Source organism: Sandaracinaceae bacterium (genome assembly GCA_016706685.1).
Classification (GTDB): domain Bacteria; phylum Myxococcota_A; class Polyangia; order Polyangiales; family Houyiibacteriaceae; genus JADJJE01.
The window spans coordinates 1-23924 of sequence record JADJJE010000014.1; the positions used below are offsets into that span (position 1 = coordinate 1).

20 protein-coding genes are annotated in these 23924 nt (G+C 70.7%); 7 read left to right on the forward strand and 13 right to left on the reverse strand.

Going from position 1 to position 23924, the window contains the following annotated elements:
- Window positions 1-700 (forward strand): hypothetical protein (locus IPI43_17660; GenBank protein ID MBK7775927.1); only part of this gene is annotated, 700 nt, incomplete at its 5' end.
- Between the two features lie 90 nt (window positions 701-790).
- Here the strand turns inward: IPI43_17660 and IPI43_17665 are convergent.
- The 4 genes from IPI43_17665 to IPI43_17680 are packed head-to-tail and all read right to left on the reverse strand — an operon-like array spanning window position 791 to window position 2988.
- On the reverse strand, window positions 791-1249 hold the full coding sequence (locus tag IPI43_17665; protein MBK7775928.1) for an SRPBCC family protein: 459 nt from the start codon (window positions 1247-1249) through the stop codon (window positions 791-793).
- 6 nt (window positions 1250-1255) lie between these two features.
- Window positions 1256-2068 carry a hypothetical protein gene (locus IPI43_17670; protein ID MBK7775929.1) on the reverse strand — a complete coding sequence of 271 codons (813 nt, stop codon included), beginning with the start codon at window positions 2066-2068 and terminating at the stop codon, window positions 1256-1258.
- On the reverse strand, window positions 2065-2394 hold the full coding sequence (locus IPI43_17675; GenBank protein ID MBK7775930.1) for a hypothetical protein: 330 nt from the start codon (window positions 2392-2394) through the stop codon (window positions 2065-2067). The genes IPI43_17670 and IPI43_17675 overlap by 4 nt, the downstream gene beginning before the upstream one ends.
- A gap of 18 nt (window positions 2395-2412) precedes the next feature.
- Entirely contained in the window at window positions 2413-2988 is a 576-nt protein-coding gene (locus IPI43_17680) for a hypothetical protein (GenBank protein ID MBK7775931.1), read from the reverse strand.
- A gap of 71 nt (window positions 2989-3059) precedes the next feature.
- Here IPI43_17680 and IPI43_17685 point away from each other — a divergent pair, with 71 nt between their 5' ends.
- Window positions 3060-3755 (forward strand): SDR family oxidoreductase, encoded by a 696-nt coding sequence (locus IPI43_17685; protein MBK7775932.1) that lies wholly within the window; start codon window positions 3060-3062, stop codon window positions 3753-3755.
- Between the two features lie 21 nt (window positions 3756-3776).
- Here the strand turns inward: IPI43_17685 and IPI43_17690 are convergent, their stop codons facing one another.
- Together IPI43_17690 and maiA are read right to left on the reverse strand one after the other, a co-directional pair.
- Entirely contained in the window at window positions 3777-5570 is a 1794-nt protein-coding gene (locus IPI43_17690; protein ID MBK7775933.1) for a long-chain-acyl-CoA synthetase, read from the reverse strand.
- A gap of 425 nt (window positions 5571-5995) precedes the next feature.
- A complete protein-coding gene (gene maiA / locus IPI43_17695) occupies window positions 5996-6634 on the reverse strand; it encodes a maleylacetoacetate isomerase (protein MBK7775934.1) in 639 nt (212 codons plus the stop codon).
- A 23-nt stretch (window positions 6635-6657) separates the two neighbouring features.
- Between maiA and IPI43_17700 the strand changes: the two genes are divergently transcribed.
- A complete protein-coding gene (locus IPI43_17700) occupies window positions 6658-7506 on the forward strand; it encodes a hypothetical protein (GenBank protein ID MBK7775935.1) in 849 nt (282 codons plus the stop codon).
- A gap of 12 nt (window positions 7507-7518) precedes the next feature.
- Here IPI43_17700 and IPI43_17705 read toward each other — a convergent pair whose 3' ends face one another.
- Window positions 7519-8154, reverse strand: coding sequence for a hypothetical protein (locus IPI43_17705; GenBank protein ID MBK7775936.1), 636 nt, complete (start codon window positions 8152-8154; stop codon window positions 7519-7521).
- Between the two features lie 100 nt (window positions 8155-8254).
- On the opposite strand from IPI43_17705, the gene IPI43_17710 reads away from it, so the two are divergent.
- The gene (locus IPI43_17710; protein ID MBK7775937.1) at window positions 8255-9373 is read left to right on the forward strand and encodes a hypothetical protein; all 1119 of its coding nucleotides are present in this window, start codon (window positions 8255-8257) and stop codon (window positions 9371-9373) included.
- A gap of 19 nt (window positions 9374-9392) precedes the next feature.
- On the opposite strand, the gene IPI43_17715 is transcribed toward IPI43_17710, so the two are convergent.
- From IPI43_17715 to IPI43_17725, 3 genes are read right to left on the reverse strand one after another with little or no spacing between them, the layout of a single operon-like run.
- Window positions 9393-10154, reverse strand: a complete 762-nt coding sequence (locus IPI43_17715; GenBank protein MBK7775938.1) for a glutathione S-transferase N-terminal domain-containing protein — start codon at window positions 10152-10154, stop codon at window positions 9393-9395.
- Window positions 10151-11059, reverse strand: a complete 909-nt coding sequence (locus IPI43_17720) for an alpha/beta fold hydrolase (protein ID MBK7775939.1) — start codon at window positions 11057-11059, stop codon at window positions 10151-10153. Before IPI43_17720 ends, IPI43_17715 begins: the two co-directional genes overlap by 4 nt.
- 45 nt (window positions 11060-11104) lie before the next feature.
- Window positions 11105-11686 carry a Crp/Fnr family transcriptional regulator gene (locus IPI43_17725; GenBank protein ID MBK7775940.1) on the reverse strand — a complete coding sequence of 194 codons (582 nt, stop codon included), beginning with the start codon at window positions 11684-11686 and terminating at the stop codon, window positions 11105-11107.
- Window positions 11687-11731: 45 nt separating this feature from the next.
- On the opposite strand from IPI43_17725, the gene IPI43_17730 reads away from it, so the two are divergent.
- The gene (locus IPI43_17730; GenBank protein MBK7775941.1) at window positions 11732-12913 is read left to right on the forward strand and encodes a hypothetical protein; all 1182 of its coding nucleotides are present in this window, start codon (window positions 11732-11734) and stop codon (window positions 12911-12913) included.
- Here the strand turns inward: IPI43_17730 and IPI43_17735 are convergent.
- Window positions 12882-13244, reverse strand: coding sequence for a hypothetical protein (locus tag IPI43_17735; protein MBK7775942.1), 363 nt, complete (start codon window positions 13242-13244; stop codon window positions 12882-12884). The two genes, IPI43_17730 and IPI43_17735, sit on opposite strands and share 32 nt — an antisense overlap.
- A gap of 151 nt (window positions 13245-13395) precedes the next feature.
- Between IPI43_17735 and IPI43_17740 the strand changes: the two genes are divergently transcribed.
- Window positions 13396-14640, forward strand: a complete 1245-nt coding sequence (locus tag IPI43_17740) for an ammonium transporter (protein ID MBK7775943.1) — start codon at window positions 13396-13398, stop codon at window positions 14638-14640.
- A gap of 167 nt (window positions 14641-14807) precedes the next feature.
- The gene (locus tag IPI43_17745) at window positions 14808-20270 is read left to right on the forward strand and encodes an AAA family ATPase (GenBank protein MBK7775944.1); all 5463 of its coding nucleotides are present in this window, start codon (window positions 14808-14810) and stop codon (window positions 20268-20270) included.
- Between the two features lie 13 nt (window positions 20271-20283).
- Here the strand turns inward: IPI43_17745 and IPI43_17750 are convergent, their stop codons facing one another.
- Complete coding sequence (locus IPI43_17750; protein ID MBK7775945.1) at window positions 20284-22125, reverse strand: hypothetical protein; 1842 nt, start codon at window positions 22123-22125, stop codon at window positions 20284-20286.
- A 24-nt stretch (window positions 22126-22149) separates the two neighbouring features.
- Window positions 22150-23883 (reverse strand): lipoxygenase, encoded by a 1734-nt coding sequence (locus tag IPI43_17755; GenBank protein ID MBK7775946.1) that lies wholly within the window; start codon window positions 23881-23883, stop codon window positions 22150-22152.
- Window positions 23884-23924: the final 41 nt, after the last annotated feature.

The following is a 23924-nucleotide window of genomic DNA, read 5'->3' on the forward strand; positions in this document are numbered from 1 at the left end:
CGCAGTGGACTCGGGACTCGACGCGGGTCAGCCGGCCTGTCAGCAGGACTTCGTGGTGCGCACCCTGAGCCTCCCGGACGATGTCTCGGGCGTGGGCTTCGATCTCGACGGAGGAGGCGCGGAGGTCGGGTGCGGCATGGATGGGCCGGGTGGCGTGGACAACGCCTTCGGACGGCTGGCAGGGCTCGTGCAACTCGTCGGCGTGGACATCGACCAGCTGCTCACCGCCGCCATCACGCTCCGCCTCGTGCGTCTGCGCGTGCGGCTCGACCGCTGCGGCGACACGCCCACGCTGGTGATGGTGGACGACGACGGCGCGGCCATCGGAAGTCCACGCGCCGCCGTGGTGGAGACCGGTACCGACGGGAGCATCACCTTCGAGGGCAGCGTGGAGCTCGTTCCCATCGTGCTCATGGTCCCCTTCGGACCGGGCATCCAGATCGACATCAGCCTCGACAACGTGCAGCTGGCGGGCACCTTCGCGGACACGAACTTGAGCCGATTGGTGCTTGGCGGTGAGCTGCCGCGGGAGCGCATCGTGGCGCTGGCGGAGGCCTTCGCGGGCCCCGCCGGGATGAACCCCGAGACCATCGAAGCGCTGCTGGTGACCTTGCTGGACCTGCACGTCGACGAGAATACGGGGAGCTGCACGGCCATGTCGGGTGCGTTCCTGGCCACGGGAAGAGTGCTTCGGCCGTAGCCCTCGTCCTTGGCGCCACAGCGGGAGCGCGCGGCGGGCGAAGGCCGTCGGGACTCGCAGCGGGGCCGCTGAGCCCATGGGTCCCCCGAATCACAGCGTCGGGTCTTCGGACTCCAGAATGGCCTTCAGTCGCTCCATCTCCTTCGGAACGTCTTGGGCAATCCACTTCCTCAGGAATGGCTCGGCCACGAGGCGCCACGGGGCATGGAACCGAAACCGCTCCGTGTGAACGACCTGGGTCCCCCCTGCCACTTCGGCGAGCTCGAACCCACCGTCGAACGTCAGAAACCACTTGGCGGGCCAGCTCGGGACGCTTCGATAACGCACGGAGGTCCGCCCTTCGATGGTCATCTCCAGGGACACCGGCGGGCCGGGAATGCCCCGCAGCTTCCCGTCGTGCCTCATGAAGATGCGGTTGCCTTCACGCCGTGACTCGAGCACCCGACCGATCTTCCAGTCGGCCTTCTTGTAGCGCTCGAGATCCGTGACGAAGGCGATGATCGCCTCGGGGGGCCTGCGGACGAGCGCCTCGCCAATGCCCTCGATCATGGGACTTCAGTGCCTCCGCTCGCCACGCACCATGAGCCCGCGCGCCCGCAGCGGCGCCACCACCTGCGCCTCGAGCGAGTGCTCGGCCAGCTTCAAATAGGCATCGGTCCGCATCCACCCGAGCGCGTGCACGCTGCTCTCGGGGCCCGCAGGCCGCTGCGCGATGTCGTCCCACAGCCGGTGGATGCCCTCGATGGCCGTGCGCGCCGTGCGCGCCAGGTGCGCCCTGTCCGCGTCGCTCAGCAGCGGCGCCGCCCAGTCCAGGAACGTGAAGCCGAACACGCCGTGCGCGGCCTCGTCCTTCACGATGCGCCCCAGGATGGCGCGCGGCAGCGGGTGCACCGAGGCCTGCCAGGTGCCGCGGATGAGCGGGATGGAGAGCGCCTCGCCCACGCAGAAGTTGTAGACCACCAGCTCGGCGGCGCGCAGCAGCGGCGAGAGGTTCGGGTTGGCGCGCAGGATCATCTCGTCGGGGTCGTGCAAGATCTCGGTGCCGCCTCCCAGCTCCATGGCCATGCGCGCGCACAGCTCCACGTGCACCATCTCGTCGAGCGGGAAGCGGCTGGCCACGGCGATGAGGTCGAGCGGCGCGCGCGCCTCGATCAGGCAGCGCAGCGTCTCGGCGCACGCAGCCCCGGTGCGGTGCTCTTGGAACGCGGCGCCGGTCCAGCTCTTGCGGGCGGCCAGCACCAGCTCGGGCGGGTGCTCGCTCGGGTTCAGCGTGCCCCACGGCATGGCCTCCACCTCGGGGCGCAGCTTGCGGTAGCGGCGCTCCCAGCTCCCGCCGAGCATCTCCAGCTCGAAGACCTCGTAGCTCATGGGGTGGGCGACGTGGGCGGCGGCGGGGGCGGCATCAGGTTGCCAGGCGGCGGAGGCGGCGGCGGAGGCATGAGGTTACCGGGCGGCGGTGGCGGGTTCTCCGGTTGGGGCGGCGGCGGCTCGGGCGGCATCAAGTTGCCGGGCGGCGGCGGCGGGTTCTCGGGCGGAACCGGCTCCTGCTGTGGCTCGGGCGGCGGCGGGTCCTGCGGCTGCGGCGGCATGAGGTTGCCCGTGGGCGTGGTGGGCTCGTCGGTCTTGCAGCCCGGGATCATGAGCGTGGCCACGCCCGCAGAGGCGATCAACAGCTTGCGGCGGGTGAGCTTCATGCCCACAGCCTACACCGCTCAGCGCCGCGTGTGGCAGTGGAAGCAGGTGTAGTCGTCCATGCCCAGCAGGGTGCCCATGGTGGGGGTCACCTCGTCGCGCATGAAGCGCACGGCCTCCGCCTGCGCGGCCTCCATGGCGCGCCAGCCGCTCGAGCCCGGCTCGGGCAGGCGGTAGATGGTGGCCACGGGCATGGCGTAGCTCACCTCGCGCATGTTGCTGCCGTGGCACGACTCGCAGCTGAAGCCGCTGTACTCCTGCGCATCATGCCGCGCGAAGAGCTCGTGCATGATGGGGAGCACCTTGCCGATCATGTAGAACTCGCGGTCCTCGGCGCTCATCTCGGCCCACGGCGTGTCCGGGCCGGAGATGCCCAGCTGCTCGATGGCGCTGCCGGTGTACTCGGTGCCCGCGGTCTCGGGCTCGTCCCCCCAGTCGTCTTCCAGCTCGGCGCTGCTTTCGCTCTCGGTGGTGGTCGTGTCGGCTTCGGGCTCCTCGGGCTCGGGGCCGCTGCCAGCGCAGCCCACCAGCGAGGAGGTCAGCGCCAGGGTCAGCAGGAGGAGCGCACGTACAGCGAGGGCGAGTCGCAGAGTCATCGCCCGCACTTTCGCACGAGACGCACAGCCATGGGTAGCCGCCACGTGCGCGCGGGTGGCATGCTCGCCCCATGACGAGTCCGAACGAGTTCGAAGGCAAGCCGGTGGTGGTCACGGGAGGCACGGGCGCGCTCGGCCGCTCGGTGGTGGGCGGCCTCTTGGCCCGCGGCGCGAGCGTCCACATCCCCGTCATGCACGCGCGCGAGCTGGACGGCTTTCCGTACGCGGGCCAGGTGCGCTGCCGAGAGGGCGTGGACCTGCGCGACGAGGCCAGCTGCGCGGCGTTCTACGGCAGCGTCCCGGGCGCGCTCTACGGCTCCATCCACCTGGCGGGCGGCTTCTCCATGGGGCCCTTCACGGACACGTCGCTGGCCGAGTACCAGAAGCTGGTGGATCTGAACGTGACCACCTGCTTCCTCAGCTGCCGCGAGGCGCTCAAGCGCATGAGCGGCGAGGGGCGCATCGTGAACGTGGCCGCGAAGCCCGCGCTCGTGCCCACGGGCGGCCTCGTGGCGTATGCCCTCACCAAGGCCGCCGTGGCCGGGCTCACGTTGGCGCTCGCCGAAGAGGCCGGCCCGCGCGGCGTCTGGGTCAACGCCGTGGTGCCCTCCATCATGAACACGCCCGCCAACGTGGCCGCCATGCCGGACGCCGACCACAGCGCGTGGCCCACCACCGACGACGTGGCGGCCACCATCTGCTTCCTCGCGTCGCCACTCAACCGCGTCACGCGCGGCGCGCTGGTGCCGGTCTACGGGCGCAGCTGATCGCCCGCAGCCCGTTGCCTCTCACAGGCGAATGGCGCCGGACACCAGCTGCTCGTGCAGCACCGTGGTGAGCGGCTCGTAGGCGCGCCCGTTCCAGAAAAAGAGCGGGTCGCCCTTCACGTTGGCCGGGTCGAAGCCCTGCTCCTTCAGGTCGGTCTTCACGTACTTGAAGCTGGCGGTGAGCTGCATCTCGCGCTGCACGCGAATGAACAGCGGCCGCGCATAGCCGGGCAGGTTCTTCTCCACGTGCGCGGAGAGGCCGGGCAGGTCCAGCTCGCCGTCCAGCACCACGGCGGCCATGCCCGCGCGCCCGTCGCAGCCGGGCACCTCCACGCCATACACGTTGGCCTCGCCGATGGACGGCGCGTGCGTGAGCACCAGCGCCACTTCGCTGGTGGCCACGTTCTCGCCCTTCCAGCGGTACGTGTCCCCGAGGCGGTCTTGGAACGACACGTACTTGTGCGGGTGCATGCGCACCAGGTCGCCCGTGTTGAAGTAGTTCTTCCCGTCGCCGAAGGGGTTCTCGAGGATCTTGCCCGCGTTCTTCCCCTTGTCCACGTAGCCGTCGAAGCTGTTCACTTTGTTGATCTGGCCCAGCAGGATGCCGTCCTGGCCCGGGTGCGCCTTCTCGCACAGACCCGTGTGCGCGTTGCGCCACACGTCGGCGGTGCCCTCTTCGGCGCGCGCCACCACCTGCCCGGGCATCAGGCGCCCCAGCATGCCGGGCTTCCCGTCGAAGTTCACGATGCCCACGTTGCCCTCGGTGGCGCCGTAGAACTCGCGCACTTCGGGGATGTTGAAGCGCTTCACGAACGCCTCCCAGATGTCGGGGCGCAGGCCCGCGCCCACCACCATGCGCAGCTTGTGGCGCTTCTCGGCGGGCTTCACCTCGCTGGCCAGCAGGTAGCGGCACAGCTCGCCGATGTACGCGAACACCGTGGCGCCCGTGCGCTCGCAGTCTTCGAAGTGCTGGCTGGACGAGAACTTGCGGCGCAGCGCGCACGTGGCGCCGCCCACCAGGGCCATGCCGTAGCCCAGGATGAAGCCGCTCGAGTGATAGAAGGGCAGGCCCGAGGTGTAGACCACGTCGCTCGGCGTGATGTGCGCCACGGGGCCGGCGAACACGTGCATGGCCTTCATGACCCGCTGGTTCTTCATCATGGCCGCCTTGGGCAGGCCGGTGGTGCCCGAGGTGTAGATGTAGACGAACGGGTCGTGGATGCTCTGTTGCTTGGTCTGCTCGGGGTTGTGCGCCGGCGCCGCGTCGATCACCGCGTCGAAGTCCACGGCGCCCGGGAGCTGCGCGCGGTTGTCGCCGTCACGCATCATGAGCACGCGTCCGGGCGGGACCGGCAGCTCGTCGCCCAGGCTGCGCACGTTGTCGATGTGCTCGGAGCCCAGCAGGATGAACGACGGCTCGCAGATGCGCAGCGCGTGGGAGAGCTGGATGCCCGCCACGTGCGTGTTGATCAGCGCGCTCACCACGCCGATCTTGTTGGCGCCCATGCAGGCCACCAGGTACTCGACGCGGTTGTCCATCAACACCGCCACGACCTGGCCCTTCTTGGCGCCCAGCCGCTCGAGCGCGTGGGCGTACTGGTTGGCGCGCGCGTTCAGCTCTTGGTAGCTGAGCGTGCGGTCCTCGAAGAGGAGCGCCGGGTGGTTGGGCTGCCGCGCGGCGTGGCGCTCCAGCAAGAGCGCGGGGCAGAGGTTCTGGTTGTCGCGCAGCTTGTACGCCGCGAGCCAGATGCCGTAGCCAATGGTGCGCGCCATGCGCGCGTTGCTGCGGAGCAGCTCGGTGTCGATTCGTGCCATGCGCGGGAGTGTGCGCTGGTGTGGAACGCGTTTCAATTACAGGCGGCGCCTGTGGGCGCGGCTCACCGTAGTCTGTTTGGCCGGGGATGGCGGGGTGATCGTGAGGAGGGCGAGGGGCACCCTGGTCTGCGGGGGCGGTCGCGCAGGCGCTCCCTCTGGTTGACCTCCCCCATTTCGGCGCGTCCTGCGGACGCTTGAAATAGGGCCCCCCCAAGCCCCGCTGCCCAGGGTGCCCCTCGCCCTCCGCGGTGACGTGTCGCACCGCGCGTCTGAGCGGCTGGACGACGGGCGGAGCCGCTGGGCGCCCGGGGCTCGACTGGCTCTTCCCGAACGCGCTGGGGCCTTCCCGTCTCATCGCTGGGAAGTGAGCTCACCTGGTCCCTGGTTTGTCCTTCATTCGGTGGAGCGCCGCTGCGGTACTCCCCTCAGCTCGGCGGCGCGTCCGGCTGCGCGCTCGGGTGCGCGTCGGACCAGCGCGGCAGGGCTTGGCAGCGCGCGTCGATCTCCACCAGCGAACTCAGGTCGTCGAGAGGCAGGCCCAGCAGGCGCGCGTTGAACATCTGCGGGACCAGGCACACGTCCGCCAGCGTGGGCTGGTCGCCGAAGAGGAAGGCGCCGCGTGTGGTGTGGGCGCGTTGTTCGAGTGCCAGGAGGCCGTTCAGCACGAAGTGGCGGGCCCACGCCTGCGCGTCGGCGCCGAGCGAGCTGACGTGCAGCAGCACAGACAGGTTCTGGAGCGGCTGGATGCCGGAGTTCACCAGCTCCACCAGCTCGCGCACGCGGGCGCGGGCGATGGGCTCACGCGGCAGGAGCGCGGGCTCTGGGAACACCTCTTCGAGGTACTCGAGGATGGCCACGGATTGTGCGAGCAGCACGGGCTGTTCGCCGCCCAGCAGCTCCAGCACCGGCACCTGGCCGATGGGGTTGCGCGCGCGGTGCTCGGGTGCGCGTTGCTCGCCGGTCATGAGCGCGATGGGCACGAGCTCGTGGGCGATGTCCTTGTGGGCGAGGCCGAGGCGTACGCGGTAGCTCGCGCTGCTGCGGTAGAAGGCATAGAGGCGCATGGCCCGCAGGGTACACTGTCGCGATGCGTCACCCCGTCGACGGGTTCCGGATCCCCGCGCCCATCGTGCGGCTGTTCGACTACCTGGCCGGGCTCGAGGAGGCCGAGTACCTCGAGTCGTGGGAGCTGCAGCTGCGCTTTGCGCCGCTGCTCTACGACTTCTCGCCGGACTTGCTGGCCGCGCGGAGCTGGGAGCTGCCGGACCTGCCGCGTGAGAAGTGCCAGGAGCTGGACTACCTCACCACGCCCTTCGAGCTGTCACCCGTGTCGTGGAGTGGCCTCGATGGGCTCCACTACGATTGGGTGGTCCATGCTCCGGAGCTCGATTTGCCCGACTTCCCCATGGTGTCGTACGCGCCCTCCGAGGACGCGGTGGTGTGGCTGGGCGACGACACAACGCAGGGGCTCGCTCACCTCATGGTGGCCCAGCGCAAGGCCCGGCTGAAGAGCCGCATGGAAGATCCGCTGCAGAGCCCCCAGTGGGAGCTGCTGGTCGGGCTGGTGGGGCATCGTCCGAACCCCGATGACCCGCGCATCACGCCCGGCGCGCGCAGCCGGCTCGCGTGCGTGCCGCACGTGCCCGAGGGGTACCGCTTCGAGCCCGCCTGCGATGGAGTGGGGGTGCTGGCGCCCGCGCACTTCTTCGGTGACCTCGACGTGGCGGCGCTCTCGCGCGATGAGCTGGGGCTCGACCGCGAAGCGCGCGCCCACGCCAGCGCGGGCCAGCACGGAACGGCGCTGCTGGCGCTCAAGCAGTGGCGGCCGCTTCGTCCGGAGGACCCCGGCATCATCGAGCGCATGCGCGACGCGTACGAGGCGCTCGGTCGTCCCATGCATGCGGCGCGCGCGGCGATGTCGCTCACCCGGCGCTGACCGCGCGTGCGCTCACCCCTCGGCGGCGAACAGCGCCGGCAGGAAGTGCTCGAAGTTGCCCACCTCCTCCACGTTGTGGAGCAGCCAGGCGCGCGCGTGCGCCTCGTCGAAGGCCACCGACCGGATGGCCCGCTGCACGAACGCCATGCTGCTCGGCAGCGCGGGCCCGATGGTGATGGAGTTCTCGTAGTGCGTGCCGCCCGGGACGCGCCGCCACGTGTAGTCCATGGCCGCCATGCCCGAGATGCCACCAAAGCGCGGGCGGTGCGCGAAGCCGCCTTCGTCGAGGCGCACCACGTCGGTCAGCACGTTCACGCGGTGCTTCGGGTCGCGCCCCAGCACCTCGTGGATGGCGAAGACCGAGCCCACTCCGTCACCCCCCGGGGGCGTCTTCTCGTAGCGGTGCTCCACGTGGTCGCGCGGGTGCCACACGCGGTAGCGCGGGTAGGGGCGGCCCTCGATCTCGAGCGTGCCGCGCATGTTGCGGAACCACCACACCAGCATCTCCGGGGTCACGCCGTGCAGCACGTCGTGCACGATGGACGCGCGCAGCCGGCCACGCTCGTCGAAGTCGAGGGAGGTCTCCGCCGAGCCGAGCGGCTTCATGGTCCAGGGCACGGGGATGGGCTCGGGCAGCGGCGTGGTCATGGGCCCGCATTCTACCGCCGTCGGCCACCGTGTGTGTTCCGTCTGGTATCGCGCGCTCGGCCCGTGGCACCCTCGCGCCTCCGACGTGAAGGAGGACGCCGTGCGAACACCGACCGAGACCAGCCCCGCCTCTTGGCCATGGATACGAACCGCCCCCCGGGGCAGCGCGCTCGCGCTCCTGCTGTGCCTGCTCGCCGGCTGCGGCGGCGCCTCCGCGCGCGTGGTCTACCCCGCCGAGCTGTCGGCGCGCTCGTATCCGCGCATCATCGTGGTGCACGGCAGCGAGCCCGAGGGCATCGAGTTCGCCAACCGCCTGGCGCGGCACCTCGCCACGCCGCGGGCGGGCATCCGGCCGAGCGAGGTGTTCCTCATGCACCGCATCCAGGCCACGCAGGCCGTGGCGGAGCGCACGTTCCCGCAGTCCGCGGTGATCGTAGATCTGGACTTCCAGATCACGCACACCGGGCTCATCTACGAGACACGAGACGGCTGCTACACGACGGGCTGCGCGGGGCGGCCGGCCACCACGACCACGCACTTGCTCCGGGAGGTCTCGCTGACCCTCACGCTCACCATCCGTGAGAGCACCACGGGGCGCGTGCTCGAGGTGGTCACGCAGGCCGAGCACGAAGACGGTGGCCGCCGGGACCGGAACGTGGAAGTCGTCCTTCGTCGCCTGCAGCAACGCATCTTCCCCATGTTCGACTCCCACACGCGCGGCGTGCGCCTGCGTGTGTTCGACGTGGAGCACCCGGCCGTGATCCCCGGCCTCGAGCTGCTGCGCGCGGGTCAGTGGACGGAGGCCAGCGCCAGCCTCGAAGCCGCGCTCGCGGACGAGAGCGTGCTGGCCCTGCCACCCGAGCAGCTCGCGCGCGTCTACTACAACCTCTCGGTGGCGCGGCGCTTCGACCCGGCCACCATGGACGACCTGGCGACACACTACGCCAACGCCCGCATCCTCCTGGACGGCGCCATCCAGCTGGACCCCAGCAACGAGTACTACGTGCGCGTGCGCGACCACCTGGACGCCGACGCCCAGCGCGCCGCGGCGCTGCGGGTGCAAGAAGGCGCGGCCGCCATGCACTACGGGGACGTCCCGGCTCCCGCACCGGCAGAGACGCAGCCCGTGCCATCCGGGGCTCCGCCAACGGTGGCGCCCCAGCCGCAGCCTGCCCCCGACCCCGGCGCCGTTCCCCAGCAGCCCGCGTTCGCTCCCTAGGTCTGGCGTGCGGCAGACCCTAGGCCGCGGCCTTCGTGCGCTCGCCCCGCGCGCTCGCGTAGAGCGCGTCGCGCCAGGCCAAGAGGTCCGCGAACTCGCCCACGAGCGGGGCCGCCGTCCACGCGCGCCGAAGCGCCGGCAGCAGCACGATGCGCGGGTGCTGCACGGGCTCCACCATCTGGAGGAACGTGGCCGCCATCAGGTCGACGGCGCCGAGTGAGCTCCCCTCGAAGAGGGCGCGACCGCCCAGCGCGTCCCGCAGCGCGAGGCACACGCCCCGCTGGGTGTCCACGTGGCGGTCCACCGGCGCGAGGTCGGCGCCGTACTTCTTCGCCACGAAGCGCGCGCCCTGTGCAGCCACGGGACGCAGCAGCCCGGCCAGCGGCGCCGGGCTCACCGGCAGCATGCTCTCGCGCAGCGCCTCCGGGTCCGCCAAGATCGCAGCCGTCAGGCGCGCACGCCCTGCGGCGAGGCCCTGCTCGATGCGCTCGGCCCACGCGCGGGCGCCGTCGGAGTCACTCCGCAGGCTGGGGCCGCGTCCGCACGCGTCGGCGTAGCGCATGATCGCGAGTGAGTCGTCGATGGCCCCGCCCGCGTGCACCAGCAGCGGGGCCGTGGCCTTCACGCGCAGGGTGCCGTGCGCTCGCAGGCGCAGCAGCGGCTCGCCCACCATGGGGATGTGCTCGCGGTAGCGGTACGGAATGCGGTGGTGGTCGAGCGCCCAGCGGGCGCGCTCGGTCCAGGGGGAGTAGCCCACGCCGTGCAGGGTGAGGTCACTCATGCGCTGGCCCTCCCCATCATGCTGGCCTGCCGCTCGCTGCGGGCAGGGGTGGTGGCGAGCGTGGCGCGCACGAACGCCGTGACGCGCTCTGCCGCGGGCTCCGGCGTGCGCGGCCAGCGGTTGTGTACGTTCTTCGTGGCGAGCCCACGCCAGACCTCGCGCTCGACGGTGCGCTGCCCCAGCTTGCCGAGCGTGTGCTCCACGGCCGCCTCGGGCGCCAGGTCGTCGCCCAGAACGCGCAGGGCCAGCACGGGCGCACGCCCCGCGGCCAGCAGCGCTTCACCGTCGAAGGCGCCGAAGCGGTAGGCTCCCGTGCGCGCGAGCCGCGCCCACTGCTGCATCACGCTGCGCGCTTCGCGCCCCGCGAAGCCGGCCTGCTCACCGGGGAAGTGCCCCACCACGCCCGCGAGCGCGGCGCTGAAACGTGTGCCCAGCGCGATCTTCAGCGCCGCCAGCCCGCGCCACGCGCGGTAGTACGGCGAGCCGGAAGCCACCAGGGCCACCCCCGCCGCGCCGCTCGGGTGCAGCCCGGACTCCAGCAACGCGATCTGACCGCCGATGGAGTGCCCCAGCCAAAAGACCGGCACTCCCGGCAACGCTCGCGAGGCGGCGTCACGTGCGGCGGCGGCGTGCGTCACCAGCTCGGGGTAGCCCCAGTCCACACGACGCGACGCGCGCACGGGGCTCGCGCCGTGCCCGGGGAGATCGATGGCCGCCGCATGCACTCCCTCGACCGCCAGCCGCGCCACGAGGGGAGCGTAGTACTCCGCTCGCAGCCCCAGCGCCGGCAGCACCAGCACGATGGGCGCGCGAACGGAGCGCGAGAGCGTCAGCACCGCCGACTGGGTGCCGCCGATCGTGGGAAAGTCGAAGCCTTGCGTAGAGCGATCGTCGGGTGAGTCCATGCACAGCACCCTAGCGACGGCCCCCCTGGCCTGCCTTGACATCCGTCAAGAACGACGAGCGCGCCCGCGCGCAGCACGCACCCGGCTGAGGGACTCGGGCGCCACGCCCAGGTACGACGCCACGTGGTAACCCGGCATGCCCTGCACGATGTCCGCATCCATGTGCGCCACGAAGTACTCGTAGCGCTCGGCGGCGGACTTCCACTGCAGCATGCGCAGGCGCCGCTCCATCGACAGGTAGTGCTGCTCGGCCAGCACGCGGCGCATGCGCTCCGCCAGCTCGCCCGGGTGGTCGTCCTGGAAGTCCGCGAGCCGCGAGCGATAGCCCGTCACTTCGGTCACGGCCTCGAGCGTCTCTTCGGCGGGCGTCCCACGGATGAAGCTGGCGAGCGCCAGCACCACGGACGGAGCGTTCAGGAAGCGTAGGTTCACCTCGCGGTCGTCGTGGTGGTAGTAGGCGCGCACCAGCCCCCCGGCCAGCACCACCACCTCCCGGCACACGCTGCCCTCGTTGAAGATGGCCTCGCCGGGCGCGTAGCGCACCGGGCGGCGGTATGGCGCCAAGAGGGCCTGCTCCTCGGCGCTGAGCAGCAGGTGGGGTGCGACGAGTGCGGCGACGTCGGTCATCGTGGTGCTATGCTCCGCGGCCTCTTGACGATATAGGAGCGTGCGATGGCTGGCGGCGGCGGCGGAACCACTTGGGTAAAGATTCTGGGCCTCGGGCTCGCGCTCCTCACGCTCGCGCACGGGCTGGTGGTCGCCCAGGTCGAGCTCGGCTTCGGGCACCCCGCGCTCCTCGCCGTCGGTGGCCTGATGGTGGTGTTCGGCTCCTGCGAGGCCATGATCCTGTGTGTGGAGGGTATCGCACAGCGCATGCGCTGGAACCCCTTCGTGGCCGGCACCATGGCGGGGCTCGCCGCCAATGTCCCGGAGCTCATCATGCTGGGCTTCGTGTTGGCTGCGAAGCCGCGCTTGGGCTTCATCGTGGTGGCCATGACGCTGCACGTGGGGGCCATGGCCTTCGGCCTCTACAGCGGTCTCCTGCCACGTGACGCCTCGGGCCACGCGCGGCTCCCCGAGCCCCTGGTCAAGCTCTCCACGGACCAGTTCGCGGGCGCGGGCGGCGCCTACCTGGCCACCGGGCTCATCATGCTCATGCTGCACACCTTCTCGGCTGGCAGCCACGGCGGTCAGGGCCTCGGCCCGGTGGACCTCTACACCATCGGTGGGCTGCTGCTGCTGGTGCAGGTGGTGGGCATCGTGGAGCTGGTGCGGCGCTTCGGCGGCACGGCCAAGGACGAAGAGTGGGTCGGCTCGGTGGCCGAAGCCGAGGTCGCGGCCGAGGCCCCGGTCCCCCTCGGGCGCATCCTCGGCTTCGGGGCGCTGGGCCTCACCACGTCGGTCATCGGCGGCCACGCCGTGGGCGACTTCGCCGACGCGCTGGTGGTCCGGCTCGCAGAGGCCGGCTACTCCGAGATGGTGGGCGCGCTGGTGCTGTCGGTGTTCGCATGCGCCGGCGGCTACATCATGATCGCCTCGGCCCACGTGCGCGGCATGTACGACCTCGCGCTCGCCAACGTGTCGGGCGCCATCACCCAGAACGCGGTCATGGTCATGCCCGTGGCGCTCATCCTCCTGGCCATCTTCGGTCAGCTGGGCGTCATCCCCCTGCTGCCCAGCGGCGCCATCCTGCCCATCGACCTCGAGACCACCTCGGTGGTCCTGCTCATGTTCCCGCCGCTGCTCATCCTCTGGAAGGCGGTCAAGGACGACGGGCGCGTCAGCTGGGTGGAGACTGCCTCCATGGTGGCCGTCTTCGGCCTCACGCTGTACTTCCTGGCCGAGCACGGCTGACCGCGCGCCCCGCGGGCCACCCTTGCCTCGGTCGCCTCAGTCGCCGCTGGGGGGGCAGCTGCGCAGCGGGGAGGGGGGGCTGCTCGCGGTCGGGCACCAGCAGGCAGACGCCCACCCACACGACGCTCAAGACGGCCGCGGGTACGCCGAGCGGCCAGGGGTACCCCTTGCCTCTCAGGTACGTGCAGCAGCCATAGGCGAGCGCGACGGACGCCACGACACCCACGCCGTACTGCACGACCAGGATGTCACGGCCGAAGTAGGCCAGGGCATGCAGGGCCACGCCCGCCGCCATCCACTTGTGCCCGAGGGCTTCCGTACCGGCAATCACGCCGCTGCCTATAGCACGGCGGCCCGACCGTGCGCTTTCTCCAGCGAAGCAACGATTCCGAAATCTGCCCGAAACACCGCCCCGCCAATCTCACCTTCGAACGCTAGAAACCAACGCCACCGCTCTGGTGCGCGGTGCAGGAGAAATTTGGATGACTGAGATCAACGGGGCGGATACCGCCTGGGTGCTCGTTTCGTGTGCGCTCGTGCTCTTGATGACGCCGGGGCTCGCGCTGTTCTACGGCGGCATGGTCAACAGCCGCAACGTGCTCTCGACCTTCATGCACAGCTTCATCGCGCTCGGCGTGATGACCATCCAGTGGGTCGTCATCGGCTACTCCATCTCCTTCGCACCCGACATCGGCAACGGCCTCACGGGCGGCCTCGACCACGTCTTCCTCATGGGCGTGGCGCATGACGAGGTCCGCAGCGGGCTCACCATCCCGCACATCCTGTTCATGGGCTTCCAGATGATGTTCGCCATCATCACGCCCGCCCTGATCTCGGGCGCCATCGCCGAGCGCATGAAGTTCAGCGCCTACCTGCTCTTCATCGTGCTCTGGGGCACCCTGGTCTATGACCCGCTCTGCCACTGGGTCTGGGGCGGCGGCTGGCTCGGGACCCGCGGCGCGCTCGACTTCGCTGGCGGCACGGTCGTGCACCTCAGCGCCGGCGCTGGCGCTCTCGTCGCCGCCATCGTGGTGGGCAAGCGCAAGCGCCCCTCCCCGCCGCACAACCTCACCATGACCCTCACGGGCGCGGGCCTGCTGTGGTTCGGCTGGTTCGGCTTCAACGCCGGCAGCGCCCTGATGGCCAATGGCCAGGCCTCCCTCGCGCTCGTGAACACGCACATCGCGGCAGCCGCAGCGGCCTGCTCGTGGGTCCTCGCGGAGCGTATCAAGCACGGCCGCGTCACCGCGCTCGGCGTGGCGTCCGGTCTGGTCGCCGGCCTGGTGGTCATCACCCCCGCGGCGGGCTTCGTGACGCCCACCAGCGCCCTCATCATGGGCCTCGTCGCGGGCCCCGTGTGCTACGGCGCGGTGCTCGCGAAGAACAAGCTCGGCTATGACGACTCGCTCGACGCCTTCGGCGTGCACGGCGTGGGCGGCTTCCTCGGCGCCGTGCTGACGGGTGTCTTCGCCATCTCCGCGCTCACCCCCGGCGGCGCCAAGGGCCTGCTCGAGGGCGACACACACCTCTTCATCGAGAACATCATCGGTGTGGTCGTGGCTGCCATCTTCTCGGCCGTGGTGACCTACGTCATCCTCAAGGTCATCGACAAGACCATCGGTCTGCGCGTCGACGAGGAGCAAGAGGCCGAGGGTCTCGACACGGCGACCCATGGCGAGAAGGGCTACCTCTTCGGCGGCGCTGGCGCCATGGCCACCGAGGAGTGAGCCACACGTGAGAGCGGCGGGACACGTGTTCCGCCACACCAAACACCGGGGCGCGACACCAGTCGTTGCCCCGGTTTTTCGTTGACCCCCACGCCCGCGCCCGCGCACTCTAGCGATGCTGCTGCGAGCAGGCCCAATCGTCCTGGGTTCCCGGCAGGCTGCCTCCTATGCACCTCGACTTCGCCGAGCTCGACAAGATCTACGATGCTGGCCGAACGACCGTATACGGAGGCCTGACGCTCCCCGGTGGTCGCAGGGCGGTCGTCAAGACCATCCGTGACGCCTTCCCGTCGCGGCGCCTCATCCGCGGCTTGCGCCAAGAGCAGCGCCTCCTCGAGTCGCTCAACGCCCCGGGCATCATCAAGAGCTACGGGCTGGTCAGCCAGGACGGCTGGCTCGCGCTGCTCATCGAGGACTTCGGCGGCGTGTCGCTGGCCACGGCCTGTCGGGGGCGGCGGCTCAACCTGGACACCTTCCTCGAGGTGGCCATCGGCGTGGCCGACGCGCTCGCCAGCGTCCACGAGGCTGGCATCATCCACAAGGACGTCAGCCCCGGGAACATCGTGTGGAACGTGGACACCGGCGTGGTGAAGCTGGTGGACTTCGGCATCTCGGTGCGCGCCTCTCACGACCGCGCGCTGCGCGACGTCAGCGAGCTCGAGGGCACGCTGGCCTACATCGCGCCCGAGCAGACGGGGCGCACGCACCGCCGCATCGACTGGCGCACGGACCTCTACTCGTTGGGCTGCACGCTCTACGACGCGCTGCTCGGGCGGCCGCCGTTCGACTCCACCGACATCCTCGAGCTGGTGCACGCGCACCTGGCCGTGGCCCCGCGTCCTGCGCACGAGGTGGACTCGTCCGTGCCCGTGGCGCTCTCCAACGTGCTCGCGCGGCTGCTCGAGAAGAACGGCGAAGACCGCTACCAGAGCGCCTTCGGGCTGGCCACGGACCTGCGCCGCATCCGAGCCGCGCTCGCCAAGACCGGTCACTGTGAGCCCTTCGAGCTGACCACGGCGGCGGCGCCCAATCGCCTCGAGGCGCCCGACAAGCTCTACGGCCGTGAGCGCGAGCTCGCCTGGCTGCGCGAGCGCTTCCGTGACGCGGCGGGTGAGGGCGCCAACCTGTGCCTCATCTCGGGCTACTCGGGCATCGGCAAGACCGCCCTGGTGGAGCACGCCGAGGCCGAGAACGTGGCGCAGCAGGGCACCTACGTGGCCGGCAAGTTCGACCAGTTCAAGCGCGGGGTGCCGTATGCCTCGCTCATCAGCGCCTTCGAGCAGCTGGTGGGGCAGCTGGTCGCGCAGCCGGCCGAGGTCACGCGCGTCTACCGCGAGCGCATCCTCGAGGCGGTCGAGCCCAACGCGCAGGTGCTCATCGACGTCATCCCCGACTTGCGCCTGCTGTTGGGTGACCAGCCCGCCGTGGCCGACCTGCCTGCCGCCGAAGCCGAGAACCGCCTGAACGTGGTGCTCGGCCGCTTCGTCCGCGCGCTGCCCGATCCGGGGCGGCCCTTCGTCATCTTCTTGGATGACCTCCAGTGGGCGGACCTGCCTTCGTTGCACGCCATCGGGCGCTTCGTGACCGACCCGCAGGCGCGCCACCTGCTCATCGTGGGGGCCTACCGCGAGAACGAGGTGGGCGCCGCGCATCCTCTGCGCGCGCTGATCGAGCGCGTGCGCGACGCCGGTCGCTTGAGCGACCTCCAGCTGGGGCCGCTCACCCGTGAGGACACGCACGCCCTGGTGCGCGACGCGTTCGGCGGTGCCCCGGACGCCGCCGCGGTGGCCGACATCTGCCACGAGAAGACGGCGGGCAACCCGTTCTTCCTGAACCAGTTCCTGCAGGGCCTCTACGAGCGGCAGTTGGTGCGCTTCGACTACGAAGCGGGCATTTGGCGGGCCGATCTCGCGCGGCTGCGCGAGCAGGACTTCACCGACAACGTGGTGGAGTTCATGAGCCAGAAGGTGGGGACGCTCGAGGGCCCTGCGCAGCGCGCGCTCTCGGTGGCGTCCGTGATCGGCAACCAGTTCCGCCTCGACCAGCTGGGCGCGCTCCTGGGCGACGCCGATGCCGCGGCAGACGGAGCGACCCAGGCCGAAGACCGCGCGCTCGCGGCCCTCGACCCCGCGCGCGCGCTGGGGCTCATCTACGTGGAGTCGGGCGACGTGGTGACGGGCCGCTTCTCGCACGACCGCGTGCAGCAAGCGGCCTACGAGCGCCTCGCGAAAGACGAGCGCGACGCCATCCACCACCAGCTCGGCAAGGGCCTCCTGGCTGCGTACCACGGCGGGGACGAGACCCAGCTCTTCGACGCCACCAACCACCTCAACCACGTGCCGGTCGCGGACCTGCCGCCCAGCGAGCGTCGGCCCCTGGCCGAGCTCAACCTGCGCGCGGCTCGCCAAGCGCGGGCATCCAGCGCCTATCACGTGGCCTACGCGTTCGCGCAGGCGGGCCTCGCGCGCCAGCCGCAAGACGGCTTCGAGCGCGACTACCGCCTCACCGCCGACCTGCACCTCGAGGCGGCCGAGTCAGCCTTCCTGACGGGTGACTACGCCGCCATGGAGCGCGAGCTCGACACCCTGCTCAAGGGGGCGCGCGACGTGTTCGACGAGGTGCGCGCCTACGAGATCCGCGTGGTGGCGCAGAACGCCCGCAACGACCTCGTGGGGGCCATGCAGGCGTGCCTCGACGCGCTGGCCAAGCTGGGCATCGTGCTGGACGTGAAGCCCACGCAGGGTGCCGTGGTGAGTCACCTGCTGCGCACCAAGCTGGCGCTGCGTGGCAAGTCCGTGGAGGAGCTGTCCGCCCTCCCCGCGTCCCGCGGGCGCCACGAGCAAGCCGCGTCGCGCCTGCTCATGTCGCTCATCGGGCCGGCCTACTATGCGTCGCCCAACCTGCTGCCCATCGCCGCCTTCACGGTGGTGCGCCTGGCGCTCGACAAGGGCGTGTGCGCCGAGTCCGCCACCGGCTTCGCGCTCTACGGTCTCGTGCTCTGCACGCTGTCCGACTTCGAGGGTGCCTACCGCTACGGGCAGGTGGGCATGGCCATCGCCGAACGCTTCGAGGGCACCCGCCACGCCAACCGCGCGCGCCACCTCTACAACACGCACGTGCGCCTGTGGAAGGAGCCGTGGATCCGCTCGGCCGACGCGCTCGAGCTCACCCACGAGCGGGCCTACGCCAACGGCGACTTCGAGTACGCGGCGTTCAGCGGCTTCATGCGCGGCGCGCTGCTGGGGGCCACCGGGCGCGACCTGCAGGACGTCACCGAGATCATGGCCAAGGCCGCTGCGGCGCTGGCCGAGATGCAGCAGAACACCAGCGGCCTCACGCTGGGCATCGTGCGGCAGGCCGCGCTCAACCTCCGTAAGCTCGCGCCAGGCGCGCTCCCGTACGTGCTGCAGGGCGAGGCCTACGACGAGCGCGTCTCCGTGGCGCAGCACCGCGAGGCCAGCGACACCACCAACCTCTACTGCTACCTGACCACCCGCATGCGGCTCGCGTATCTCTTCGGAGAAGACACGGTGGCCTACGCCGCAGCGCTCGAGTCGGCGCCCCTCGAGGCGGGCGCAGCGGCCACGTTCTTCGTGCCCGACGCGTACTTCTACGAGTGCCTGACGCGCCTCAAGGTGGAGCCCACGCTCGGGCCCGTGGAGCGCGCGAAGAGCCGCGCGCGCCTCCTCATGCTCCAGCGCAAGCTGGCCAAGCTGGCCGCGGCCGGGCCCATGAACATCCGGCCGCGCATCGACATGATCGCGGGTGAGCTGGCACGCCTGCGCGGCCAGTCGGGCGAGGCGCTCGAGGCCTTCGACCGCGCCGTGCGCGGCGCGCGCGAGCAGGGCTACACGGACATCGAGGCCCTCGCGCTCGAGCTGGCCGGGCGCCTGCAGCTGGAGCGCAACAACGCGCTGCTGGGCCACACCTATCTGCGCGCCGCGCGGGCCGCGTACGAGCGCTGGGGCGCGCTCGAGAAGGTCACCCGGCTGGTGGAGCAGTACCCCTTCACCGCGCACGGTCCCGGCTCCGGCTCCGAGAGCCGCACGGCCTCCACCGTCACCACGTCCAACGATCACGGCGCCGTGCTGGACCTCGAGACCGCCACGCGCGCTTCACGCGCCATCTCCGAAGAGATCGTGCTCTCGCGCCTGGTCGAGCGCCTCATGCGCGTGGTGGTCGAAAACGCGGGCGCCGAGCGCGGCGTGCTCGTGCTCTCGTCCGCAGCCGGTCCGCACGTCGTCGCCGTGCTCAGCTTCGTGGACGGTGAGCCCGTGGTGCGCCACGCCGCCGGCGACCCGCTCGAGACCTCCATGGAGCTGTCGCTGGGCATCGCGCGCTGGGTCCTCGCGGCGGGCCGAGCCGTGGTGCTGGAAGACGCCGCTCGGCGCGGTGACTTCGTGCAAGACCCCTATGTCCGCGCGCGCCAGCCGCGCTCCATCCTGTGCGCGCCCATCGAGTACCAGGGCACGTTGCGCGGGCTCATCTATCTCGAGAACAACCTGGCGCGCGGCGCGTTCACCAGCGACCGCATCCAGATGCTGCAGCTGCTCACCGCGCAGGCCGCCGTCTCCATCGAGAACGCGCAGCTCTACGACAGCCTCGAGCTCAAGGTGGCCGAGCGCACGCGCCAGCTCGAGCTGCGCAACGAGTTCATCCGCAAGACCTTCGGGCGCTACCTGAGCGACGACGTGGTGGACTCCATCCTGGACGAGCCGCGCGGCCTCGAGCTGGGTGGCGAGCTGCGCCGCGTGTCGGTGGTCATGGCCGACCTGCGCGGCTTCTCCACGGCGGCCAGCGCGCTCCCGCCCGAAGACGTCTTGCGCGTCATCAACCACTTCCTCGCGGGCATGACCGAGGTCATCTTCCAGTACGGGGGTACCATCGACGAGGTGCTCGGTGACGGGCTCTTGGTGCTCTTCGGGGCGCCCGTCTCGCGCCCCGACGACGCCGACCGTGCCGTGGCGTGTGCCATCGCGATGCAGTCCGCCATGGCCGCCGTGAACGCGCGCAACGCCGCGCTCGGCCTCCCGCAGCTCGAGATGGGCATCGGCATCCACACCGGGGACGCCGTCGTGGGCAACCTGGGCAGCGACAAGCGCGCCAAGTACGGCGTGGTCGGCACCGTGGTCAACCTCGCGGCGCGCATCGAGGGCCTCACCACCGGCGGCCAGGTGCTCATCTCCAGCGAGACCAGCGCGTTCGTGAGCGCCCCGCTCGAGCTGCGCGCCAGCACCACCTTTCAGCCCAAGGGCGCCAGCACGCCCCTCTCGGTCTTCGAGGTCACCGCCATCGGCGCGCCCTTCGACCAGCGCCTCGCGCGCGCCGAGCATCCGCTCATCGACGTCACGCCCTTCGAGGTGGAGTACGCCGTGGTCACCGACGTGGACGCCGGGGAGCGGCGCACCGGTCAGGTGGTAGCGCTCTCCGACGTGGACGTCATGGTGGTGGGCAGCGTCTGTCCCGAGCTGCTGCGCGACGTCTGTCTCGACCTCCCGGGCCTCGGCGCCGACGCCCGCATCTACGGCAAGGTCGTGTCGTGGCCCGAGCCCGGCCGCTTCGTGGTTCGCCTCACGGCCGTGCCCAGCGTCGCCGCGGTGCAGCTCGCCGAGCGTCGCGCCTCCCGCTGAGACGGGCCCTTCGCTACACCGTGATGCTCTGCGCCGTGCGGCTGGGCATCACCTGCTCGTAGGCCAGCGGACGCGTCGCGTTGCGCGCGACGATCTCGCGCTCGACCTGACGCAGACGCTCGGCGAAGCGCGCCGCCAGGTCGCGCGCCACGGGGTCCTCGAAGTAGCCCTTGCCGTAGTCTCCGAGGCGGTTCACCAACAGCCCGCTGATGGTCCAGTAGTCGGCCATCTGCCCGAGCGCCAAGTGCTGAGGCGGCAGCATGGCCAGGAAGTCTGCGTCGGTGGCCGGGCGCGCGGTGGGCGCGGGCGCGTAGGCGCCGAGCGGCATGCCCGCCACGAAGCCCATGTAGGGGAACACCGAGTAGTTGATGGCGTTGTGGTAGGTGGTGGGGCGCTCGATGATGCTGGCCACGAAACGCCCGAGCGCCTCGCGCGTGTCCACCACCGGCAGCCCCCGCACGCGGCCACCGTCCTGTGCACCCAGCTCGCGCACGAAGGCCTGCAGCTCTCGGTCGGTGCGCACCGCTTCGTCGGTGGCATACACGTGCATGACGTACCCGCGCGCGAACTCGAGGATGGCCTCCCAGCAGCTCAGCTCGTCGTCACGGAACGGGTGCACCGGCAGCGCCTCACGGTCGGCGAGGCCCAGCGCCGCGTAGCGCCGGTCGGGCGTCTCCTGGTCCCAGTCGAACCCGTCCAGCGCGCGGTGCAGGATCATGAACGTGCCCGCGAACGTGTTGGACTGGAACGTCACGGTCACGCCGCCCGGGTTGATGGTGGAGTCCTCCGTGACCTCGTTGGTGGCCAGCGTGAACGCGATGTGCGGCTCGAGCAGCACGCGCAGCGGGTGCGTCGGCGCCAGGTTGCGGAACAGGCACACCGTGACCGCCTCCATGATGATGTGGCAGAGGCCCAGGTGCCGCACGATGCCGTGGTCGTGCGTGTCGGCCACTTGCAGCACCATCTTGGCCATCTGCCACTTCACGCCGTCGAACGGCCCGAAGAGCGGCGCCTCCACCGCGTCGTGGTGTTGGAAGCACTGCACCGCGATGGGCATGAGGCCCGCCGGACGTGAGCCGTGCGCGGGCAGCCAGGCAAAGAGCCCGAGCGGTGCCCACAGGTACTTGCGGCGGCGCCCCTGGTCCCACGTGCCTGCGGGGACCCCCTCGAGGATGCGGTAGTCCGCCAGGAACAGCTGGCCCGCAGCGGCCAGGTTCGCGAGCGTGGTCTCGGGCGCGCCGAACCAGCGCAGCACGCGCGACAGGAACATGTCGTCCACCGGGAAGCGCGGCCCGAGATCGTCGAGCGACGCGCGCCGCATCACCACCGGGTTGCAGCCCGCCACGCGCTGGTAGGCGAAGAACCAGTCTTCGGCCCACACCTTCGACGCGGGCGTCTCGGCGGTGGTCACGAACAGCCGGTGGTAGTCCTCGAGCGTCATGGGCCAGCGCTGGCTGGACGGCAGGTCGGACGGCGCGCTCACCTCCGTGGCCAGCTCCGCGGCCAGCCCCGTGAGCCCTGGGCACAGCTTGTTCGCCACTTCGTACACGGCCCCTTGCGCCGACCCGGGCACCACCGCGCGAAACGCGTCGAGACCGAGCGTGGTCACGGCAGACGCCCCGTCCACCGCGCGCATGCGCGCCTCGGCCAGCGCCTGGTTCACGCCCGACTGAAGCTTCAGCTCCATGACCTTCGCGAGGATCTCGAGCGAGAACCCATCCCGCACAGGAACCTCGGCCGCGAAGGGCAGGTTCTGGAACGAGTAGTCGAAGCGGTACGTCTCGCGGGCCGCCGCGAGTGCGGCCAGGCGGCGAGCGGGCGCGGGATCGTCATCGGGAAGGGTGGGTTGCGTCACGAGGCAGGCTCCACGCAGCGGTGCTCAGATGTGAACGCTCTGAGCCACGTTGGAAGGGAAGAGGTAGGGGTACGTCACCGGCCGGCTCTGGTCGCGCCCTCGGCTGTCGGTCTCCACCTTGGCTAGCCGCTCCTTGAAGCGGCGCAGCACCGGCACCACGCGCAGGTCGCGGAAGTGGCACGGCAGGTACTCCCCCAAGTGGTTGTAGCGAATGCCCGACAGCAGATAGAGCAGGTTGATCTGCCCCGCGGCCTGCGCGTACGTGGGCAGCATCGCGATGTACTCGCGGTCGAAGTCCGCCACGCGCCGCGAGTGCGCCTGGTCCGGCAGCGGCGCGTAGGCCGCCGCCGGCATGGAGGGCACGTAGCCCATGAAGGGCCACTGCGTGTAGTTCAGCGCCGAGTGCTGCGCGCTGGCCGTGAAGATGAAGAACGTGAGCAGGTCCACCAGCTCGGTGGGCGTCTCGGGCGGCTTGATGACGCCCAAGCGCGCGCCGTCTTGCGAGCCGAGCTCCGTGGCCCAGGCCAGCAGCTCCACGTCGTCGGCCACCGCGTCCGCGTCCCGGTAGTAGAGCGCCACGTAGTCGCCCACGAAGCGCTCGATGGCGTCCCACAGGTCGAGCGCGTCATCGCGGTAGGGATACACCGGCAGGCGCGTCACGTCGTCCACGCCGCGCGCGGCGAGGTCACTCCGGAGGGCCACGTCCTTCCACGCGAAGGCGCCCAGCGTCTTGGCCACCACGCCCAGGAAGCCATTGATGGCGGGCGCGATGTATTGCTCCACCTGACCACCCGGCACGATCAGGTGGTGCTTCGCGAAGTCGTTGATGGCCAGGGTGAAGCGGCAGTGCGGCGTGAGCAGGATGTGCAGCGGGTGCCGCTCCGAGAGCTGCCGCTGCGTGGCGAGGGTGACCCCCTCCATCACCAGGTGCGTGAGCCCCAGGTGTGCGCGCGCCTCGTGCCACACCAGGTCCGCCACCTGCACGGCCGTCTTCGCCAGGATCCACTCCGACGGCTGCGAAGGGTCCACCACGCGGGCGTCGCCGGCCTGCGTCTCCTGGATGCCCACCGGCATCAAGCGCGCCGGAAAGCGGCCAATGGGCGGGAACCAGCAGAAGAGCGCGATGGGCGCGAAGAGGTACTGCGGCACGCCCAGCCACGAGCCGTTGGGCACGTCCGCGAGCAACGAGTAGTCCGCCACGAACAGCCGCCCCGCGGCGAGCGCCGACTCGAACGACGGGCCGTCATAGGACACGCCGTAGTGCTTGCGCGCCGCGCCGCGAAAGCTCGTGGCGTCGAAGCGGTAGTGCTCTGGCAGCCGCGTGAGCGCCCGCAGCACCATGGGGTTGGCCCCCGCGATGCGCTGCCAGGCGAACACGAAGTCATCCTGGTAGTTGGCCGCCACCGCCGGGCGCTCGATGGTGGCGTAGAGCTCGTTGTATCCCAGCACCGTGGCGGGCCGATCGTCACGCATCATGCGCGCGTGGTCGGTGAGCTGCGTTCCCAGGGTGGACGCCAGCTCGGCGGGGCTCAAGAGCGCGCGGCCGGCGGTCATCAGGAAGCTCAGGCGGCGATTGGCGCGCGAGTCCTCGCACCGCGCGCTCGACTGCATCCCGTTCTCGAACGTGATGGCCTGGATGCGCATGATCTCGGACACGAAGCACGCTGAGAACGCTTCGCCCGGCGGCAGATCGCGGGCGACGGCGATACCGGGGGGGTACGCGTAGTCGTAGCGATAGAGGTCTCGCTTGATGGCCAAGCCATCGCTGCGAGCGCGCGCGTCACGATCGGATTGAGGGA

Bases quoted from the DNA above. Each gene is read 5' to 3' on its own strand.
- IPI43_17665 (MBK7775928.1), bottom strand. From the start codon at position 1,249: ATGATCGAGGGCATTGGCGAGGCGCTCGTCCGCAGGCCCCCCGAGGCG.
- IPI43_17670 (MBK7775929.1), bottom strand. From the start codon at position 2,068: ATGAGCTACGAGGTCTTCGAGCTGGAGATGCTCGGCGGGAGCTGGGAG.
- IPI43_17675 (MBK7775930.1), bottom strand. From the start codon at position 2,394: ATGAAGCTCACCCGCCGCAAGCTGTTGATCGCCTCTGCGGGCGTGGCC.
- IPI43_17680 (MBK7775931.1), bottom strand. From the start codon at position 2,988: ATGACTCTGCGACTCGCCCTCGCTGTACGTGCGCTCCTCCTGCTGACC.
- IPI43_17685 (MBK7775932.1), top strand. From the start codon at position 3,060: ATGACGAGTCCGAACGAGTTCGAAGGCAAGCCGGTGGTGGTCACGGGA.
- IPI43_17690 (MBK7775933.1), bottom strand. From the start codon at position 5,570: ATGGCACGAATCGACACCGAGCTGCTCCGCAGCAACGCGCGCATGGCG.
- maiA (MBK7775934.1), bottom strand. From the start codon at position 6,634: ATGCGCCTCTATGCCTTCTACCGCAGCAGCGCGAGCTACCGCGTACGC.
- IPI43_17700 (MBK7775935.1), top strand. From the start codon at position 6,658: ATGCGTCACCCCGTCGACGGGTTCCGGATCCCCGCGCCCATCGTGCGG.
- IPI43_17705 (MBK7775936.1), bottom strand. From the start codon at position 8,154: ATGACCACGCCGCTGCCCGAGCCCATCCCCGTGCCCTGGACCATGAAG.
- IPI43_17715 (MBK7775938.1), bottom strand. From the start codon at position 10,154: ATGAGTGACCTCACCCTGCACGGCGTGGGCTACTCCCCCTGGACCGAG.
- IPI43_17720 (MBK7775939.1), bottom strand. From the start codon at position 11,059: ATGGACTCACCCGACGATCGCTCTACGCAAGGCTTCGACTTTCCCACG.
- IPI43_17725 (MBK7775940.1), bottom strand. From the start codon at position 11,686: ATGACCGACGTCGCCGCACTCGTCGCACCCCACCTGCTGCTCAGCGCC.
- IPI43_17730 (MBK7775941.1), top strand. From the start codon at position 11,732: ATGGCTGGCGGCGGCGGCGGAACCACTTGGGTAAAGATTCTGGGCCTC.
- IPI43_17740 (MBK7775943.1), top strand. From the start codon at position 13,396: ATGACTGAGATCAACGGGGCGGATACCGCCTGGGTGCTCGTTTCGTGT.
- IPI43_17745 (MBK7775944.1), top strand. From the start codon at position 14,808: ATGCACCTCGACTTCGCCGAGCTCGACAAGATCTACGATGCTGGCCGA.